Below are 16,726 nucleotides of genomic sequence, written 5' to 3'. Positions count from 1 at the left end.
CAAAATTACAACATCTTGCCCAGATTGCCCAGTTGCGTCAATAAACATCCCTAAAAATACGTTTCGAATCATTCACCAGAAACACAGCATCAAATCAAAATAAAAGCCGCAAATCATACAAGCTGCCATCATCTTCCCAGATAGGAATCCACAATCCTTTTACGCACACCTTCTTCAATCAGCTCATCAAACGCACGCTGCATCTTATTCACAACTTCATCTGGTGTATCTTTATTAATGGCAATGTAATAACCGCCCTTATCGATCAGAACATAAGCAACTTCCAACCTGCTGAATTCATATGGTGTCTGTTGCAACCTGTGAGCCATGCTCATTTCTGACCCGGGAATCAAATCAATCCTGTTAGAAAACAACTTCAAAATATTCTGCTTACCGTCTGCTGCCTGATCTAAATTATCATTTAGCTTAAAGCCTCTGGACATTAAATATTCTTCAACAGAGCCGCCCCTCAGCACACCTATCTTATATTTCCTCAACTCTTCAAAATCATTAATTATGACGGTGTTATTTTTCTTCAGGCGAAATAGAACAATCCGCCTTGGATACAACGGGCCTACCCATTTGAATAATTTCTCCCGCGCTTCAGTTCTACTGGTAGTATATAAAAGGGTATTGCGGACCTTCAATGCCTCATTATACGCCCTTTTCCACGGTTTAATATTAATTTTGAATTTATACCCCGCCCGACTGAGAGTCTGGCGGACCAAATCAGTACTAATACCTGTCAACTTACCGTTTTCTGTATAATTGTACGGCGGCCACTCCTCAGTCAGCACAGACAAAGTTTCATCAGCACAGACCGGAGAAACAACCAGAAACATCACCGCAACACATGCGGCCAGAACTTTTTTCATCTTGTGGCTTCCTTTTCCTGCTCACAATTAAATATTTACATTTTAGCATATACAAATTTTGAGCAGGCAACAATCCAAAGAGAGGTGTCCACAATATTACAGTAAAAAAAGACCCGCAGCTTAATGCTGCAGGTCTTATTTGAATCAGAGTCTGAAAATAAAATAATTAAAAGCCGATGGCCACAGCTGCGATATCATCGTGGGTTTTAAAGCGGGGGTAAGCGCAGCAGCGCAGGTCAGTACTCTCAATGCTGCGGATATGATCACGAAGCCCTTTGATCCCGTTCCGACGGAAAAGGTTCAGCTGCTCACTGTAGTCCCGTTCTTCCCAAGGTTTTTCGTTGGGCAGGAGCAGACCGTCGGTAAATAAAAGAATGTTGCGCACCCCGGTAAGATCACGGGTTCCGGTATTCAGAAAATTTATTGCTTCGGGTTCACCGTTGAAAACACCATAGTCCAGATTCATGCGCGCACGGACTTTCGCAATCTGGTCATGCAGAGCCACGCCGATGGGCTTATCAGTGGACTCCCCCACTTCCTTCCATATGCTCAGGGTTTCCGTATCCTGCTCAACCCATTTTGCGAGGAATTCAAAATCGCCGTTCTCGTACACACAGACAATCCGGCAATCCCCTATCTGCGCCCATTCCAGCATGCCGTCATTAACGCGAACAATCGCCGCACTTGTGGACCAGAGATTCTTTTTGCTGCCCAGATTAACGTTACGTTCGGCCATTTCCTGCCGGATGGTCATGTTGGCCCGCTTAGCCAGTTCCTGCATGGTTCCGTTGTTCTTACGAAACTCTTCCCCGGCCAGTTTGGAGGCCAGAAAACCTCCGGTATAACCGTTTTCGTATGTTTCGGCAGTCAGGCTGGTAGCACCGTCAAAAACCCCGAACAGATTGTCCTCGACCACGAGAAAATCTTCGTTAATGACTCCGGTGCCATGCTCTATGAGTGACTCGACTTGCATTATTTACCAATAACAAAAATTCCCCCGGCACATCCAATAGATATGAATGATCGGCCCATCTGACTCCAATCAGGAATACCTATGGAACATAATGCGTTGTGCTAAGATTAATTGACCGGATGTTTGAATCCGCCTATATTTTACGCATGAAAATCCTTCATCTTTTGAGTCAGATACCCGATGCAACCGGAAGCGGCAAATATGTACAGGAAATGATCCGTCAGAGCCGCAACCGAGGTTTTGAGCCGTTTCTTGTGGCCGGGGTGCCCAAAAATTTCACGCTGGAAGACACACCGCTTGCCAAAATAATCAAACCGGACCACTGCCTTTTTGTCCGCTTCGAAGACCGGGACCTGAGCTTCAAGGTAGTGGGCATGAGTAATGTAATGCCCTACCCCAGCACGGTCTGCGCCCACTTAACAAAAGATGATATCGACGCCTACATGAAGGTTTTTGAGGGAGTAATCAAGCAGGCAATTGAAAGGTTTTCGCCGCAACTCATCCACTCCAACCACCTGTGGATGGCCACAGCAGCAGCCAGAAGGACAGCCCCGGACCTGCCGCTGGTGACAACCTGCCACGGCACCTGCTTGCGGCAGCATCATCTCTGCCCGGAACTGGGAAATTCACTGCTGACGGACCTATCCGGAATCGACAGGATTATTGCCCTTTTTGAACAGCAGAAACAGGAAATTATGGAGCTGCTCAACCTGCCGGAAGAACGCGTAGCAACCATAAGCGGCGGATTCAATCAGCAGTGCTTTTTTACAAATCAGACCAAACCGGAAACAGAGCAGGACAAAATAAACATCCTTTACGCCGGGAAAATCAACCGGGCCAAGGGCGTACCGTGGATGCTGCGCAATCTGGCAAAGCTGAAGCATCTGCCCTTTCATCTGCATCTGGTGGGCGGCGGAAGCGGCCCGGAAAAGCAGGAATGTCTGGAACTTGCCGCCGCACTGGGCGAGAAGGTCACAATCCACGGAATCCTGCCGCATCAGGAGCTTGGTAAGCTGATGCGCAGGTCGCAGATTTTCATCCTGCCCTCATTCTTTGAAGGACTCCCGCTGGTCCTGCTGGAAGCCCTAGCCTGCGGTTGCCGGGTCGTGACCACGGACCTGCCCGGCGTGAAAGAACTTTTCTCCACCGATTCCGCAGAAATGGTCCACATGATCAATCTGCCGGAACTGCAGACAATAGACGCACCACACCCCGATGACGGTCCCCTGCTTGATGAACGGCTGCAGAAGGCACTAGCCGAAAGCATTCAAGCCGTACAATCAGGAGAAACCATCGATCCGGCAGCCATCGCCCGGCTGACAGCCCCCTACACATGGGCCAATATTTTCAACAGAATCACAGAAGTATACCAGCAGGCAATCAGCAGAGCCTAGTGTCCCTTGCAGACATGCTTGCTCGGTGCCCAGCCGTCCATATACCATGCCCGGTCGCCCATAATCTGCAACCCGTGGCAGCGCACATATTCCAGCTGATCTTCGGAGTAATCATGTCCTTCAATAGGCTGGAGGGCATCAACTTCTGTAGGGCCGTATGCTTTATCGGAACCGTCAGCAACAAACACAGGTTTTCCCAGCGCACCATCAGAATGCTTGGTAGTCAGCATTCCCTGCCCGATTCCTTCCGCCATGCAGGGCACATCGATGTCGTGAACTATATCCATTTTGAACTCCTTGAAATTAAAATATGCTGTCTTATTAAGCATAATTATGGCGCGGGGACAATATGGGGGGGCTTGCTAGCGGAATGGAACTTGTGGGGACACCCTTAAACGGAATAGAACATTCTAATCTCGTTCTCTATTTCTTTCCAGCCCACGAGCCCCTCACGCATACACTGGTGGGCTAAGGCATGACAATTCGGACACAGGGTAACCAGCTCTTTGATGTCTGTTAGAGATGCTTCCTTGCGATTGCCGATAGGATTCAGATGATGCACATGCACTATTTTATCATCATAATGAAAATTGCAAATGACACAGGTATATTTATCCCGTCTTTTCCTTTCCTTAACTAACTTGGGACTCCTTTTATACACCCAGCCATCAGAAAGCGTTTTACCACCTTCCTCATCCTGAAGGATGCTTACGTTTTCAATCGATTCAGTATCAATCTTCCCCTTTAAGCGACCAATTTCGCGGACATAACGAGCAATATTGGCTAACTCAGAAATATGCGTAGCACCACTTTTATCCAAAAGTTTTGCGATGCAAAAGAGCTCCCGCGCCCTACCTCCGGGAGTAAAATATTCGGTTTTATCAAATGAACTGTTGGCTAACTGAACCTTGTCTCCAAAACCCTTATTGGTAAAGCCGGTATGGGCAATATAGTACTCACTTCCATCTTTAAGTATATTCCCCTGAGATCGAAAATGTCCCTTAAGCGACATTGTAATCTGTACGGTCATGCCATTCATACTATTTTCAGATACTGCACCAATTCCAAATCCTGTAAAAATTTTCTCATCATCATGGCTTGTTGCGATTAAAGACCAAATATTAAGATTTTGTAACGCTAGAAGTTCCACCTCAGTTGAACCACTTGGCCAACCGAGCTTTACAGAAGGATAAATAGTGCCGACTTCCACAACGTTTCTACGAAACTTTTTTATAACTCTGAGTATTTCTTTTTTATTTGTGACGATATACACTGAGAACTCCCTTGAATGTTTCACCAATCACTACTAATATACCTAAAATAAACACACCACAATATTTATGAGTCCTCTTCCCATTATATTTCCATCTCAGATAAAAAAACCGGTCCGGGCATCACACCCGGACCGGTTTTCAATCTTCAAACCTTTCCCGCAAATCCTACAAACTCTTACACCACACATTCATGGACTCAAGCCGCCCGCTGATATTGGTATTATTGGGCAGTTGTCCTGAAAATTCGTAATCTCCCTTGGCGAAGAGGGAATTAATTCCATAAGAACAGGCCCGGGCGATAGTGAAAAAGCATCTGATTCCGGACTTAAAGCAATCTTTTTCAAGGGCAGATAGCAGTGCCCCGGCAATCCCTGATTTGCGATAATCAGGATTAACAGCGAAGTCGGTCATCTCCGCACTGTTCCCGTCGGCCGCCACTTCTGCTGAAGCAGCCCCCACAAGATTTTTCCCGTCATAAACGCCCATAAAACAAGTGCCCTCGCTCATTTCCTGTTGGATAAAATCAGGATCGGTGATGGGAAAGGGGTAGGTCTGAAAGGTCTGACCGTAAAGCCGGGCCAGCGGGGACGCATCATCCGGCCCCAGCCTGCGCAGTTGCAGGCCGTTTGAAAGGGACGAACCGTTACCCTTGCCTTTCTTGCTTTCAGCCACGGAAAGAACGCGCTCAAGCTCTTCCCGGTCATCCTGAACTTTACGCCACGGAGCAAGATAGAAACTTAAGAAAGCACCGTCATCTTCCCCGAACATGCCCGGGATTTCGGCCTCTTTCTCAAAACCGCTGGAAAGAAAAGGAATCATGTACGCTGCCGGAACCTTGGCGAATATCTTGGATAAATCCTCGCGCACGGCGGCATTAATCAACACATCAACCAGATTTATTTCATCGCAATCATCAGGAACCAGCGACATCAGATAAATGCGGTCATTATGCGGGCCGATCTGCACCCGGCTTCGACCGATATTTATGATCGAATCATGCGACATGCGAATTGCGCTCCGCCCTTTCATTGTCTTCCGGGGTCAGGCTTAAGGTATCATCCCAATCCGAGATGAGCTTTTCAATGCCGATAGCTTTTTCCTCAGCCCCATCTTCCTTGAGCTGCAGATTGCAATTGGCGCAATCGCGGTCGCAATAGTTGCAATCGTAAGAATCCGGCTCGGTGTAGGTGGTGATCACGCCTTCATAATTTCGCAGCACAACCTTGTTGGTCGCCCATGAAACAATATAGTTGGGCATGACCGGAATCTTGCCGCCCCCGCCCGGAGCATCCACCACATATGTGGGCACGGCAAAACCGCTGGTATGCCCGCGCAGACTTTCAAGAATCTCAATGCCCTTGCCCACGGGTGTACGAAAATGGCTCAAACCCTCGGAAAGGTCGCACTGGTAGAGGTAGTATGGACGGACCCGGTTTTTGACCAGCTTCTGGTTCAAAGTCTTGATCAAACGCGGGCAATCGTTGATCCCCGCCAGCAGCACACTCTGGTTGCCGAGAGGAATCCCGGCATCTGCCAGCTTGGCTAATGCCCGGCGCGATGAATCAGTAACCTCGCGGGGATGGTTGAAATGGGTGTTGATCCAGAGCGGATGATGCTTCTTAAGCATATCCACCAGCTTGTCGGTGATGCGGTAAGGCAGGACCACCGGCATGCGGGTCCCGATGCGGATGACCTCCACATGCTCAATCTTGCCTAGCTGAGTCAGAATCCAATCCAGTTTCTCATCGGAAAGCATGAACGGATCACCGCCGGAAAGCAGCACGTCCCGCACCTGCGGGGTGTTGCGGATATACTCAATGCCCTGCTCCAACTGGCTGCGGGACGGAATGGAATCCTGATCTCCGACCTTGCGCTTGCGGGTGCAGTGCCGGCAATACATGGAGCAAAGATTGCTGATATGAAACAGCACCCGGTCCGGGTAACGATGGGTCAAACCGGGAACCGGACTGTCCGCATCCTCATGCAGCGGATCGGTCATATCGCAACGTTCGATCTTCAATTCTTCGGGGCTGGGAAAAGATTGCAGGAAAACGGGATCATTTTCAAAGTCCTGCACATCAATAAGTGATAGGTAGTAAGGGGTAATAGCCAGCGGAAATTTGCGCAGGGTCATTTCATGCTTTTTGCGCTCACTGTCGCTGAATTTTACGCCGAGAACTTTTTCAAAACCGGAAACCGTCCTGATTGTGTTGCGAATATGCCACTTCCAGTCAGTCCAGTCAGACCTTGAAGAATCGTCATCAATAACACATGCCAAAGCTTCCTGACGCTCTGTGTAAACAGTCATAATGTCCTGTAGTTTTTATAATATTTGAGAGAGGAATTCCTGAGTCCGCTGCTCTCCCGGAGCAGAAAACAGGCGGGACGGGCTATCCTGTTCCAGAATTACGCCCTGATCCATGAAGGCCACGGAATCCGCCACCTCATTTGCAAAATTCATTTCATGAGTCACGACCATCATGGTCATACCGTCGTCAGCAAGATCACGCATGACAGTAAGCACCTCGCCGACCAGTTCCGGGTCGAGGGCAGAAGTAGGCTCATCAAAAAGCATCACTTCCGGCTCCATGGCCAAGGCACGGGCTATTGCGACCCGCTGCTTCTGGCCGCCGGATAATGTTTCCGGGTATGCATCAGCCTTCTCAGCCATGCCGACTTTATCCAGAAAAGACATGCCCAGTTCCACAGCATCCTTTTTAGGCATCTTCCGGACCTGTGTAGGACCTTCGGTGACGTTACCCAGCACGCTCATATGCGGAAAAAGATTAAAATGCTGAAAGACCATTCCCACCCGGCTGCGCATGGAATTGATTTCCTTTTCATCACTTGGGACCTTATCCCCGTTGATGCAGATTTCGCCCTTGGTGTATGCCTCAAGACGGTTTACACACCTGAGCAACGTAGATTTGCCGGAACCGCTGGCACCGATAACCACGACCACATCCGAGTTACCCACATTGAGATCTACTCCTTTGAGCACGTGATTGGTGTCGAACCATTTGTGGACGTTTTCTATACTGATAGTATCCTGCATGATTTCTCCTTAGGCCCTGCTCGTATCGAGCTTTCTTTCGATTGCATGAAAAAGAAATGTAAATGCACCGGTATAAATCAGGTAAAACACTCCGGCTATGGTCAGCATCTCCATCATCATGAAGTTGGAAGAAGCCAGTTGCTGCGATTTGAGCAGCAATTCATTGATGGTGATTGTGCTGGCAAGGGACGAATCCTTCAAAGCAATGATAAACTGATTTCCCAAAGCCGGAACCGCACGCTTAAAGGCCTGCGGCAGAACAATCCTGAGCATTGCACGCGGATAGCTCATCCCGATACTGCGCGCAGCCTCCATCTGACCGGAAGAAATGGATGCAATAGCACCCCTGAAAATCTCGGCAATATAGGCTCCGTTATGAATTCCCAAAGCCAGTACAGCAGCCGGAAGAGCGGAAAGTCCCACAAGGCTGCGCATACCGAAATAAATAAACAACAGCTGCAACAGAAGCGGAGTTCCGCGTATTAAATAGATGTATGCATGAGCCGGAAGATTAAGTACCCGCTTATCCGAAATGCGCATGAATACAGTAATGAGACCGAGGACAAGCCCCAGCAGAATACCGAGCACGGTAATCTCCAGGGTCATCCATGCTGCCGGGAGAAAATATGGAATATACTCCGGCAGGCTAGTAAAATCGAAATACATCTTAGTTCCTTGCTCAAATAAGAAAGGAGGCTTTTTGCCCCCTTACCCTTCATCTATTTCTTAGTAATATCTACCTTCAGCCACTTCTTACTCAATTCAGTAAGAGTGCCGTCTTCATGCATCTGCTTAAGTATCTTGTTCACTTCATCCGTAAGAGTTTTGTCTTCCTTGCGAAAAGCCACCGCGATATCTTCCTTGCGCAACGGAGAACCGAGAGGTTTTACCTCGAATTTACCGCTGTTCATGGCATTCACACCCACAACACGGTCAGTGATAACGCCCCCAATTACGCCGCCGGAAAGTTCGGTAAGAGTATGAGTATCGTCCTTGTAAAGACGAATATCAGTGACCCCAAGATCCTTGGCGTCCTGCTCAAAAGTGGTTCCGGTAACCAGCCCGACAGGCTTTGCTTTCAGTTCGCCAACGGACTTAAAAGGAGCATCCGCACGGACAAACATCTGCGCGCCGGAGTAGTAATATGGTGTGGAGAAGTCCACGACCTTTTTACGCTGCTCTGTGGCAGCCATACTTCCGAGGATGCCATTGTAAATACCGGACCGCAGCCCTTCGATAATACCGCTCCACTCAGTGGTCACGGGTTTCAGCTTCACGCCCAACCGCTTGGCAACCTCTTTGGCCACATCAACATCAAAACCGACCAGTTCATTCTGCTTGTTGAAATAGTTGAACGGAGGATAGCCGCCGCTCATGGCGAAGCTCACTTCTCCAGCTTCTTTAACCTTCTCAAGGCCGGTCTTTTCCTGCTGGGCGCAAGCGGTCAAAAACACAGCGATCAACAGCATGATCACCGCAAGGTATAAGGTAGTAAAACGTCTCATGTTTTCTCCTGAATATATGAACTAATTATGAGGATACACGCTCTTATATATCATTATATAAGGTGGTGAAGCAGCTTTTTGAACCTCGCTGCGATGTACATACGAAAAACCGAGCAAGACAAACAATGCAACAAAAGATAAAACAATAGTTACAATTGCATTACGCAAATTGTCGTTTGCTATGTCGTCAGGCTTCATTTGTATGCAGACAGGTAAAAAAGTAAATAGATTGATCCAGTCGTTGTTCCGGACAATACAGACATACCTTCTACCCACAAGGCGATCTATTGGGTACAAACTGGGTACAGGATATACCCATTAAGACTATGAACCGGCCTGATGTTTGAGAAAAGAAATCAGTGAAGTCTTCTTTCCTTGCAGGCCGAGCTTGCGGCGAATATTTTTACGGTGGGTACGAACGGTATCAGCGGTTATCGAGAGAAGCTCACCTATATGTTCGGTGCCTTTTCCGGCCTCGATATAGCGGCATATTTCCACTTCGCGGGGGGTAAGTTTCAGCAGCAGATCTTCAAAATGGTCTCCAGTCTCCCCGGCCAATGCAGAGAGTCGTTCCTTGATAAAACGCCCGAAGCTCCTGCGCATCTGAGGGACAGGCTCTTTAATCATACGGTCAAGGGCGGGCATGATCTGTTCCCGGACCTGCAGAGCAAAATCCTCATGCATGTCCTTCTTCTCTTCCTCGACAGACTCAATAACGGTACGCAATGCCACATTCATGCCGTCTACCTGCTCGCGGGTTTCTTCCAGCCCGGTCTCAAGCCTTTGAATATCGGTCATGTCCCGCAAACCGACATGAAACACCGTATCGGATTGCAGCCGCACTTTGTGCATCATCAGCTCGATGGGAATCTCCTTGCCTGAGCTGTTGCGCGCAGTGAGCAATTCATCAAATGGAACCGGAATTTCAGTGGTGCAGGTCTCAAAATGATCACGCACCACTTTGGAAGACTCAGCATTGAAAAGGCTCAGGCAGCTATTGCCGGAAAGAGTGGTGCTGCGCCCGAAAAGACGCTCTGCCGAAGGATTGGAAGTTAATATTCTGAAGGATGAATCAGCCAGAATGGTCGGATCCTGCGCTGCTTCGAAAAGGGCATTAAAAAGGGCGACACTGTCATCAAGAGCGGCAATATTATCTTCAATTCGCTCCTCGTAGCTCTCATGAAGTTCCACAAAAGGAGCATTATTGGTAACAACAGCAACATAGCCCTCTGAACAATACGGGCCGCTTAACGGAATCAAACGCAGGGAATAGCTACCGCCGCTATCCCCATAAGGAATTTCATGCACGCCCCCCGCAGGATAAGCTCTTAAAAATCCATCAATACCCGATGCATCAACCCCCAGAAGATTCCAGATACACCGCCCATCCAAGGGCCCGCCAAAAAACTCCGCAGCAGGCCCGCTGGCCGAACAGATGTGCCCGCCATCATCAGTAAAAAGGATAAAATCTGAAAAAGATTCAAAAACTTCGGAAATAGGTTCGGGGAGACGGTCAAAACTGTCGTCTGTATGTGAGCTCACGGGGAGTTCCTGTGCTTGATGATTAAGTGGAGAATCATCTAATAACAATCAATCAGGGTTAGTTCAAATGCGTATTTCAGCAGCCCCAAACGGCCCTCAGCTGTTCAGACATTTTTTAATTTAATAGAACATTGGTAATATCTTTTCTTGACTCGTAACACGAACTCACATATAAAAAGCTCAAGAAAAACAGCCCCTGTCCGGGAAGCCGCTACTGCTCAGTGCGCTTTTCGGCTTCTTGAATCAATCCAAGAAGATCTACCTCCATCCTCGGGCAAAAAGTTTTTCGATCCCACGGCGACTCGGAAATAATCCACTCTGACTCGAACGCGGGCCGGACGGCACCCTGTCACAGCTGTCAGGCCCGTGGGGATACAAAAAGGCCAGCGTCCATTTCAAAACTGAAAGACGGACGCTGGCCTTAATTTATTGAAAGAGTTCTACAGATTAAAAGGACTGATGACCCGGTCAAGAACTCCCTGAACTTTGGATATTGCCACACCGTAATTAGTCACCGGAACTCCGCTGCGCTGACACTCCTTGATGCGCCGCAGCATCTCACTGCGGTTGAGCATGCAACCACCGCAATGAATGACCAGCTTAAAACGTTCCAGATCTTCAGGAAAATCGTGCCCGGAATACATGACAAAGTTGATGTCTTTGCCTGTATACTGACGAATCCAGCGCGGAATCTTGACCTTTCCAATATCATCGGCAACAGGATGGTGCGAACATGCTTCACCCATCAGCACGGTATCTCCATCCTGCAAGGAGTCAATAGCCTCTACACCCTCCACAAGGCTGGACAAATCACCCTTGTAACGGGCGAACAGGGTTGAAAAAGTGGTCAGCGGAATATCATCCGGCACATCCCCGGCAACACTCATCACAACCTGAGAATCGGTTATGACCAAGGCCGGATTGCGCTTCATGGATGATAACGTTTCCTCAATCTCACGCTCTTTGACTGTTACCCCAACAGCATCACAATCAAGAATCTCACGCAGGACCTGCACCTGCGGCAGGATCAGCCTGCCCTTGGGGGCGGCAAGGTCAATGGGCACCACGCAGACAACCCAGTCCCCTTCACTGAACAAATCCCCGGCAAGCACCGGATCGCGTTTCATTTCCTCCGGGGCCAGCGTGATGATCGCTTCCTTGAGTTCATCGATAGAGCAGGCTTCCAGCACTGAAGTCTTATAGAACGGAATCCCGCGCTGACGGCAGTAATCCATATCAGCCTCAAGAGGCTCACAAAAATCGTTTTTATTGAAGGCCACCAGATACGGAATCTCCAATTCAGATACTTTATTGATCAACTCCACTTCATAATCGGTCAGTCCTTCTTCGCCCACAACGATTAAAGCGAGGTCCGTGCGCATCATGACCTTGTTGGTGGCTTTTATGCGCAGCTCGCCCACCTCCCCGCTGTCATCAAGTCCGGCGGTATCGTAGAAAGTCACCGGGCCGAGCGGAAGCAACTCATACTGTTTTGCCACCGGGTCAGTTGTGGTTCCGGGCAGATCGGAAACAATTGCCACATCCTGTCCGGCAATGGCGTTGATTAATGAAGATTTACCGGCATTGCGCCTGCCAAGAAGAGTTATCACCAGCCGCACACCGCGGGGAGCATTATTGGACATTTTTCATTCTCCTTGAAGAACCTTTGGAAACTGAAGGGACAAACCCCAATGCGCGGATTAGTTCATCGGCTTGGTAAATAGTATCTGCAACATCAACAGAAACAGCATTTTTCCCGGGATAAATATTGTAATCCTTTCGTCTGGCAGTAGGAGTCACCGACGGCATGATAACGTTGCAACCACGCTGCAAACCTTTCTTCCTGCCCTCTGAGTCAAACGAATCAAGGGCTGAGGTTGCGGGAATATTTGAAAAAGGATTCAGCAACCGGGCAAGAGCAGTAAACCTGAAAGAAAGGTCGATGTCTCCGGTATCAGCAAAAGAAAAAGGAGTGTCAGGATGAGGAATAAACGGCCCTGCCGCAATCATATCCAGCTCAAGATCAGTAAGAAAAAGCAGATCATCCGCAAGCTGCTCCACGCTATAATCAGGCAGACCAATGATGATACCGGAACCGACCTCATAGCCGACATCCTGCAGGGAACCCAGCAGTTCCATGCGCTCATGAAAATCCTCGCCGCACCTTATTCTTTTATAAATATCAGGATCGGTCGTTTCCAGCTTGAGCAAACAGCGGTCAGCCCCGCAATTGAACCAGTGCTTATACTCAGCTGCAGTTCGATCCCCCAGCGAAAGGGTCAGCGCCACATCATGCGCTTCTTTGATTCCGAGGATGATCTCCTCAACCTGCGCAGGGGAATAACTGAAATCGTCCCCGGATTGCAGCACGATGGTCCGCGCCCCTGCTTCAGCAGCCAGACATGCGGATTCAATAATGGCTTCAACGTCCATACGATAACGGCTGACCTTTGAATTGGGAGCACGTAACCCACAGTAATTACATTTTTTATTACAAATATTGGAGAACTCGACTATAGCCCGTAAGTACACTTCACGCCCAAAATTATGTTTCCTCTGGACATCGGCCATTGAATACAGCTCATCGTCATTGCCGCCAGTAAGATAATGAATGATGTCATCGCGTCCGAGCACAGCCATCAGCAACTCCCTGCACTGCACTTCATGGCCCTTGAACATTCGCTTACCAGCCTGAAAGCGGCAACTTCATCTGCATTGGCTCCCGGCGGCACACGCCCGGATTCCGCCCAGCTGAAAAGGGCTTCCACATCAGCCTCCACGCAGCCCCAGAACCCCTCCGGAGCATGAAAACAGGCATGGGCATACTGTCCGAAACAAATGGTATCATCGACGATGACCAGCGGCAGGCAGGGTAAATTTCCGGCAGGATAAACATTTACTTTGTCGGGATAACGGCCTGCGAGTTCGCCCAAAAAACTCCTTGAATAATCAAGCTCATCCGCAACAGACTGCCGGGAAATGCCGAAACGAAGAGCATTCAGGAACGGATCAGTCCATCGATTCTCATCAGCGGACTGCACGGCAATGACATCAAGACGACTGAAACCGGGCCGCGACAATGCCTTTTCCAACCCCTGAATGTGAGGTTTTGATTTTAAAAAAGGACCGTAAACCGCTGCATGAAAGACAATTCTGTGCTCTGCTTTAGCAAGCATTGCCGGAATACCCAGTTCCCCTACACCGCAAACAAGCTTCATATCTTACGTACCCCCTTCACTTCGTCCGGAGTGAAGCCCTGCTTGCAAAGCCTCTGCGGCGACAAAAGTTCATCAACCTCATCAGCCCCGGCAATCCCCTGATAAATAATCTCCTCACGCAAAGAACGCCCGGATTTTCGGCAACTGACCACAAGCTTCTCCACGGAATCATATCCCAGAACAGGAACCAGAACGGTTCCCAGCGCATAACTTGATTCAACGTGCTCGCGGCAACGGTCCTCGGCAGCAGTAATCCCCTGCACACAATTGCGTGTAAAACTCCGGGTTACATTCAGCAGCAGACTCAAAGAACTAAGCAGATTATGCGCCAGCAGCGGCATAAACTGATTAAGTTCCAGCTGGGCCATGGAAGCCGCAAGGGTGATGGTCTGATCATTGCCCATAACCTGCAAAGCCACCTGCGCTACGGATTCAGGTATGACCGGATTGATCTTCCCGGCCATGATGGATGAACCGCACTGGCGGGCAGGCAGTCTGATCTCTGCAAGCCCGGCAGCCGGACCGCTGCCCAGCAAACGCAAATCGTTTGAAATCTTCATCAGATTTGCTGCGTAGGACTTGAGCATGCCGGAAACTTCCACAAAAGAATCGGAATTCTGGGTGGCATCAATGAGATTTTCCGCCCTTGAGACAGGCAGGCCGCATATATTCTTAAGTTCCCCGGCAACCTGAAGAATGTAGTCACGCGGAGCACCAAGCCCCGTACCCACAGCTGTACCGCCAAGATTGACCTTTTTGATCCTCTCCCGGCACTTAAAAATGCGCCAGCGGTCACGGGCTACAGCATCGGCAAAAGCTCCGAAAGTCATACCCATGGTCATGGGCACAGCGTCCATCAGCTGCGTCCGCCCCACTTTGACCACCCGTGAAAATTCATCTTCTTTTTGCTGCAATTCCTCCTGCAGCTTTGCGACCTCTTTTTCCAGATCAACAAGCAGGGCAAGGACTGCCACTTTCAAGGCCGTGGGATAAACATCATTGGTGGACTGATGCATGTTCACATGGTCAACAGGATGGACCAGCCCGTAATCACCAAGCTCACCACCCAGAATTTCAACGGACCTGTTGGCGATGACTTCATTAAAATTCATATTGGTGGAAGTCCCGGCACCGCCCTGATAGGGATCACCCACTATGCTGCTGTTAAATTTCCCGGAGGAAACATCTCTGCATGCCGTTAGAACCGCCCTTCCGATCCTGTCATCCATAAACCCGAGCTTCATGTTTACAGCAGCACATGCCTCTTTCACCTGCCCAAATGCACAGATAAACCGCTCATGGATTCGTGAATCCGATAGCGGGAAATTAAGCATGGCCCGCCGGGTATGGATGCCGTAATACGCTCCGGCCGGGAGCTCCATTTCACCCAGCCCGTCTTTCTCAATTCGGAAAGCGTTGCTTCCGGGTTCAGACATATTTCCTCCGGATTCTAATTATATATAGAGGTCGCGCTCGCCTTTTTCCATACGGCTAAGGCGGTCAGTGAGCAGCTTGCGGCGATCAGGATCGGCATAGGTTTCCAATTCATTCCTGATCAACTCTTCACCGACTCTTTTGGTTTCCTCGGATGCGTAATCCTCAAGGTACTCCTTAAAAGTCAGCAATCCGTTGGGCAGGCAGAATTTCTGGATAAATCCGGTCTTGGCAAGTTCCATGAAATGCTCTCCGGTACGTCCAAGACGGTAACAGGCAGTACACCATGAAGGAACATAGCCATGCTCGCCGACAATGGAACGAATGGTTTCATCAAGGGAACGGCTGTCGCCGATGCAGAACTGCTGCACATCAGGACGGTCATATTCGGGATCGCTATAGGCACCGGGGTAGGTTCTTGATCCGGCGGACATCTGGGAAACACCGACCTCAACAAGCTCCTTGCGGAACTGTGCATTTTCACGGGTAGTAAGGATCAAACCGGTGTAAGGCACGGTCAGACGAAGTGTTGCCACAATCTTTTTAAAATTATGATCCGAAGAAAGGTAAGGAGGATTAAATGCCAGCTCCGAATTCTGGGCAGGTTCAATGCGGGGAAAAGAAATGGTGTGCGGCCCTACGCCGTGGTCAATCTCAAGCTGCCTGGCATGGTAAAGAAGCCCCATGACCTCGAACACCGGATCAAAAAGGCCGAAAAGCGCGCCCATACCCACATCATCGATCCCGGCTTCCATGGCCCGGTGCATGGCATAAAGACGCCAGTTGTAATCGGTTTTGCGTCCGGCGAGGTGGTATTTCTTGTAGGTTTCCCGATGGTAGGTTTCGTGAAAACACTGGTAGGTTCCGATACCCACCTCGTGCAGTTTCCTGAACCCTTCAACATCCAGCGGCGCACAGTTGATGTTGACCCTGCGGATTTCACCGCTTTTGCGGGAAGTTACGGAATAAACATCCCGTACGCTCTGCGCAATCCAGTCGGCATCGTATTTGGGATGCTCGCCGTAAACCAGCAACAGACGCTTGTGGCCTTGATCTTCAAGAACCTCCACTTCCTTATGAATTTCCTCGGCACTGAGGGTCCGACGCTGAAGATCATTGTTGGTGGCGTTGAAACCACAGTACGCACACTGGTTTACGCATTCGTTAGAAATGTACAGAGGGGCAAAAAGAACCAGCCTGTTTCCGTAAATTCCCTTTTTTACTTCAATGGCTGCTTCGAAAATTTCATTATCCAACTCTTTGTCCGTATTCTTCAGCAAAACCGCCGCCTCAAAGGGAGAAAGACCTTTTCTCTCTTTGGCTTTTGCTATGATGTCGCGGACAAGTGATGGTTCCGGGTCGGTGGCTTTTTCAATTTCCGACCAGATAAGCTCTTCATCGATAAATGGTTCAAGACCGGTTCCAAGGGTGGCATTCTTATTCATGATTGTATCCT

16 protein-coding genes are annotated in these 16,726 nt (G+C 49.2%); 1 reads left to right on the top strand and 15 read right to left on the bottom strand.

Going from position 1 to position 16,726, the window contains the following annotated elements; genetic code table 11:
* Window positions 1-128: 128 nt before the first annotated feature.
* Together FMR86_RS16195 and FMR86_RS16190 are read right to left on the bottom strand one after the other, a co-directional pair.
* On the bottom strand, window positions 129-875 hold the full coding sequence (locus FMR86_RS16195; RefSeq protein ID WP_163352447.1) for an ABC transporter substrate-binding protein: 747 nt from the start codon (window positions 873-875) through the stop codon (window positions 129-131).
* A 166-nt stretch (window positions 876-1,041) separates the two neighbouring features.
* Window positions 1,042-1,848, bottom strand: coding sequence for a protein phosphatase 2C domain-containing protein (locus FMR86_RS16190; protein ID WP_163352446.1), 807 nt, complete (start codon window positions 1,846-1,848; stop codon window positions 1,042-1,044).
* A 98-nt stretch (window positions 1,849-1,946) separates the two neighbouring features.
* On the opposite strand from FMR86_RS16190, the gene FMR86_RS16185 reads away from it, so the two are divergent.
* Complete coding sequence (locus FMR86_RS16185) at window positions 1,947-3,242, top strand: glycosyltransferase family 4 protein (RefSeq protein WP_373682492.1); 1,296 nt, start codon at window positions 1,947-1,949, stop codon at window positions 3,240-3,242.
* Here FMR86_RS16185 and FMR86_RS16180 read toward each other — a convergent pair.
* The 13 genes from FMR86_RS16180 to hydG form a co-directional block, all read right to left on the bottom strand.
* A complete protein-coding gene (locus tag FMR86_RS16180) occupies window positions 3,239-3,529 on the bottom strand; it encodes a hypothetical protein (protein ID WP_163352445.1) in 291 nt (96 codons plus the stop codon). The genes FMR86_RS16185 and FMR86_RS16180 overlap by 4 nt on opposite strands.
* Window positions 3,530-3,633: 104 nt before the next feature.
* Complete coding sequence (locus tag FMR86_RS16175; protein ID WP_163352444.1) at window positions 3,634-4,515, bottom strand: hypothetical protein; 882 nt, start codon at window positions 4,513-4,515, stop codon at window positions 3,634-3,636.
* Between the two features lie 166 nt (window positions 4,516-4,681).
* Window positions 4,682-5,521: a putative beta-lysine N-acetyltransferase gene (gene ablB / locus FMR86_RS16170; RefSeq protein WP_163352443.1), complete on the bottom strand. Its 840-nt coding sequence runs from the start codon at window positions 5,519-5,521 to the stop codon at window positions 4,682-4,684.
* Complete coding sequence (gene ablA, locus FMR86_RS16165) at window positions 5,511-6,824, bottom strand: lysine 2,3-aminomutase (RefSeq protein ID WP_163352442.1); 1,314 nt, start codon at window positions 6,822-6,824, stop codon at window positions 5,511-5,513. Before ablA ends, ablB begins: the two co-directional genes overlap by 11 nt.
* Before the next feature lie 15 nt (window positions 6,825-6,839).
* On the bottom strand, window positions 6,840-7,571 hold the full coding sequence (locus FMR86_RS16160) for an amino acid ABC transporter ATP-binding protein (protein ID WP_163352441.1): 732 nt from the start codon (window positions 7,569-7,571) through the stop codon (window positions 6,840-6,842).
* A gap of 9 nt (window positions 7,572-7,580) precedes the next feature.
* Entirely contained in the window at window positions 7,581-8,237 is a 657-nt protein-coding gene (locus tag FMR86_RS16155; RefSeq protein ID WP_163352440.1) for an amino acid ABC transporter permease, read from the bottom strand.
* A gap of 53 nt (window positions 8,238-8,290) precedes the next feature.
* Entirely contained in the window at window positions 8,291-9,076 is a 786-nt protein-coding gene (locus FMR86_RS16150; protein ID WP_163352439.1) for an ABC transporter substrate-binding protein, read from the bottom strand.
* A gap of 324 nt (window positions 9,077-9,400) precedes the next feature.
* Window positions 9,401-10,618 carry a PAS domain S-box protein gene (locus FMR86_RS16145; RefSeq protein WP_163352438.1) on the bottom strand — a complete coding sequence of 406 codons (1,218 nt, stop codon included), beginning with the start codon at window positions 10,616-10,618 and terminating at the stop codon, window positions 9,401-9,403.
* 440 nt (window positions 10,619-11,058) lie between these two features.
* Window positions 11,059-12,261: a [FeFe] hydrogenase H-cluster maturation GTPase HydF gene (gene hydF / locus FMR86_RS16140; protein WP_163352437.1), complete on the bottom strand. Its 1,203-nt coding sequence runs from the start codon at window positions 12,259-12,261 to the stop codon at window positions 11,059-11,061.
* Window positions 12,251-13,258, bottom strand: coding sequence for a [FeFe] hydrogenase H-cluster radical SAM maturase HydE (gene hydE / locus FMR86_RS16135; protein WP_163352436.1), 1,008 nt, complete (start codon window positions 13,256-13,258; stop codon window positions 12,251-12,253). Before hydE ends, hydF begins: the two co-directional genes overlap by 11 nt.
* Entirely contained in the window at window positions 13,258-13,836 is a 579-nt protein-coding gene (locus FMR86_RS16130) for a hypothetical protein (RefSeq protein ID WP_163352435.1), read from the bottom strand. The genes hydE and FMR86_RS16130 overlap by 1 nt, the downstream gene beginning before the upstream one ends.
* Window positions 13,833-15,272, bottom strand: coding sequence for an aspartate ammonia-lyase (locus FMR86_RS16125; RefSeq protein WP_163352434.1), 1,440 nt, complete (start codon window positions 15,270-15,272; stop codon window positions 13,833-13,835). Before FMR86_RS16125 ends, FMR86_RS16130 begins: the two co-directional genes overlap by 4 nt.
* 18 nt (window positions 15,273-15,290) lie before the next feature.
* Complete coding sequence (gene hydG / locus FMR86_RS16120; protein ID WP_163352433.1) at window positions 15,291-16,715, bottom strand: [FeFe] hydrogenase H-cluster radical SAM maturase HydG; 1,425 nt, start codon at window positions 16,713-16,715, stop codon at window positions 15,291-15,293.
* Window positions 16,716-16,726 lie beyond the last annotated feature (11 nt).

Origin of the sequence: Desulfovibrio sp. JC010 (assembly GCF_010470675.1) — a bacterium.
GTDB lineage: Bacteria > Desulfobacterota > Desulfovibrionia > Desulfovibrionales > Desulfovibrionaceae > Maridesulfovibrio.
The sequence above is the reverse complement of the archived record's forward strand: the minus strand, read 5'-3'. Positions and strand labels throughout refer to the sequence as shown.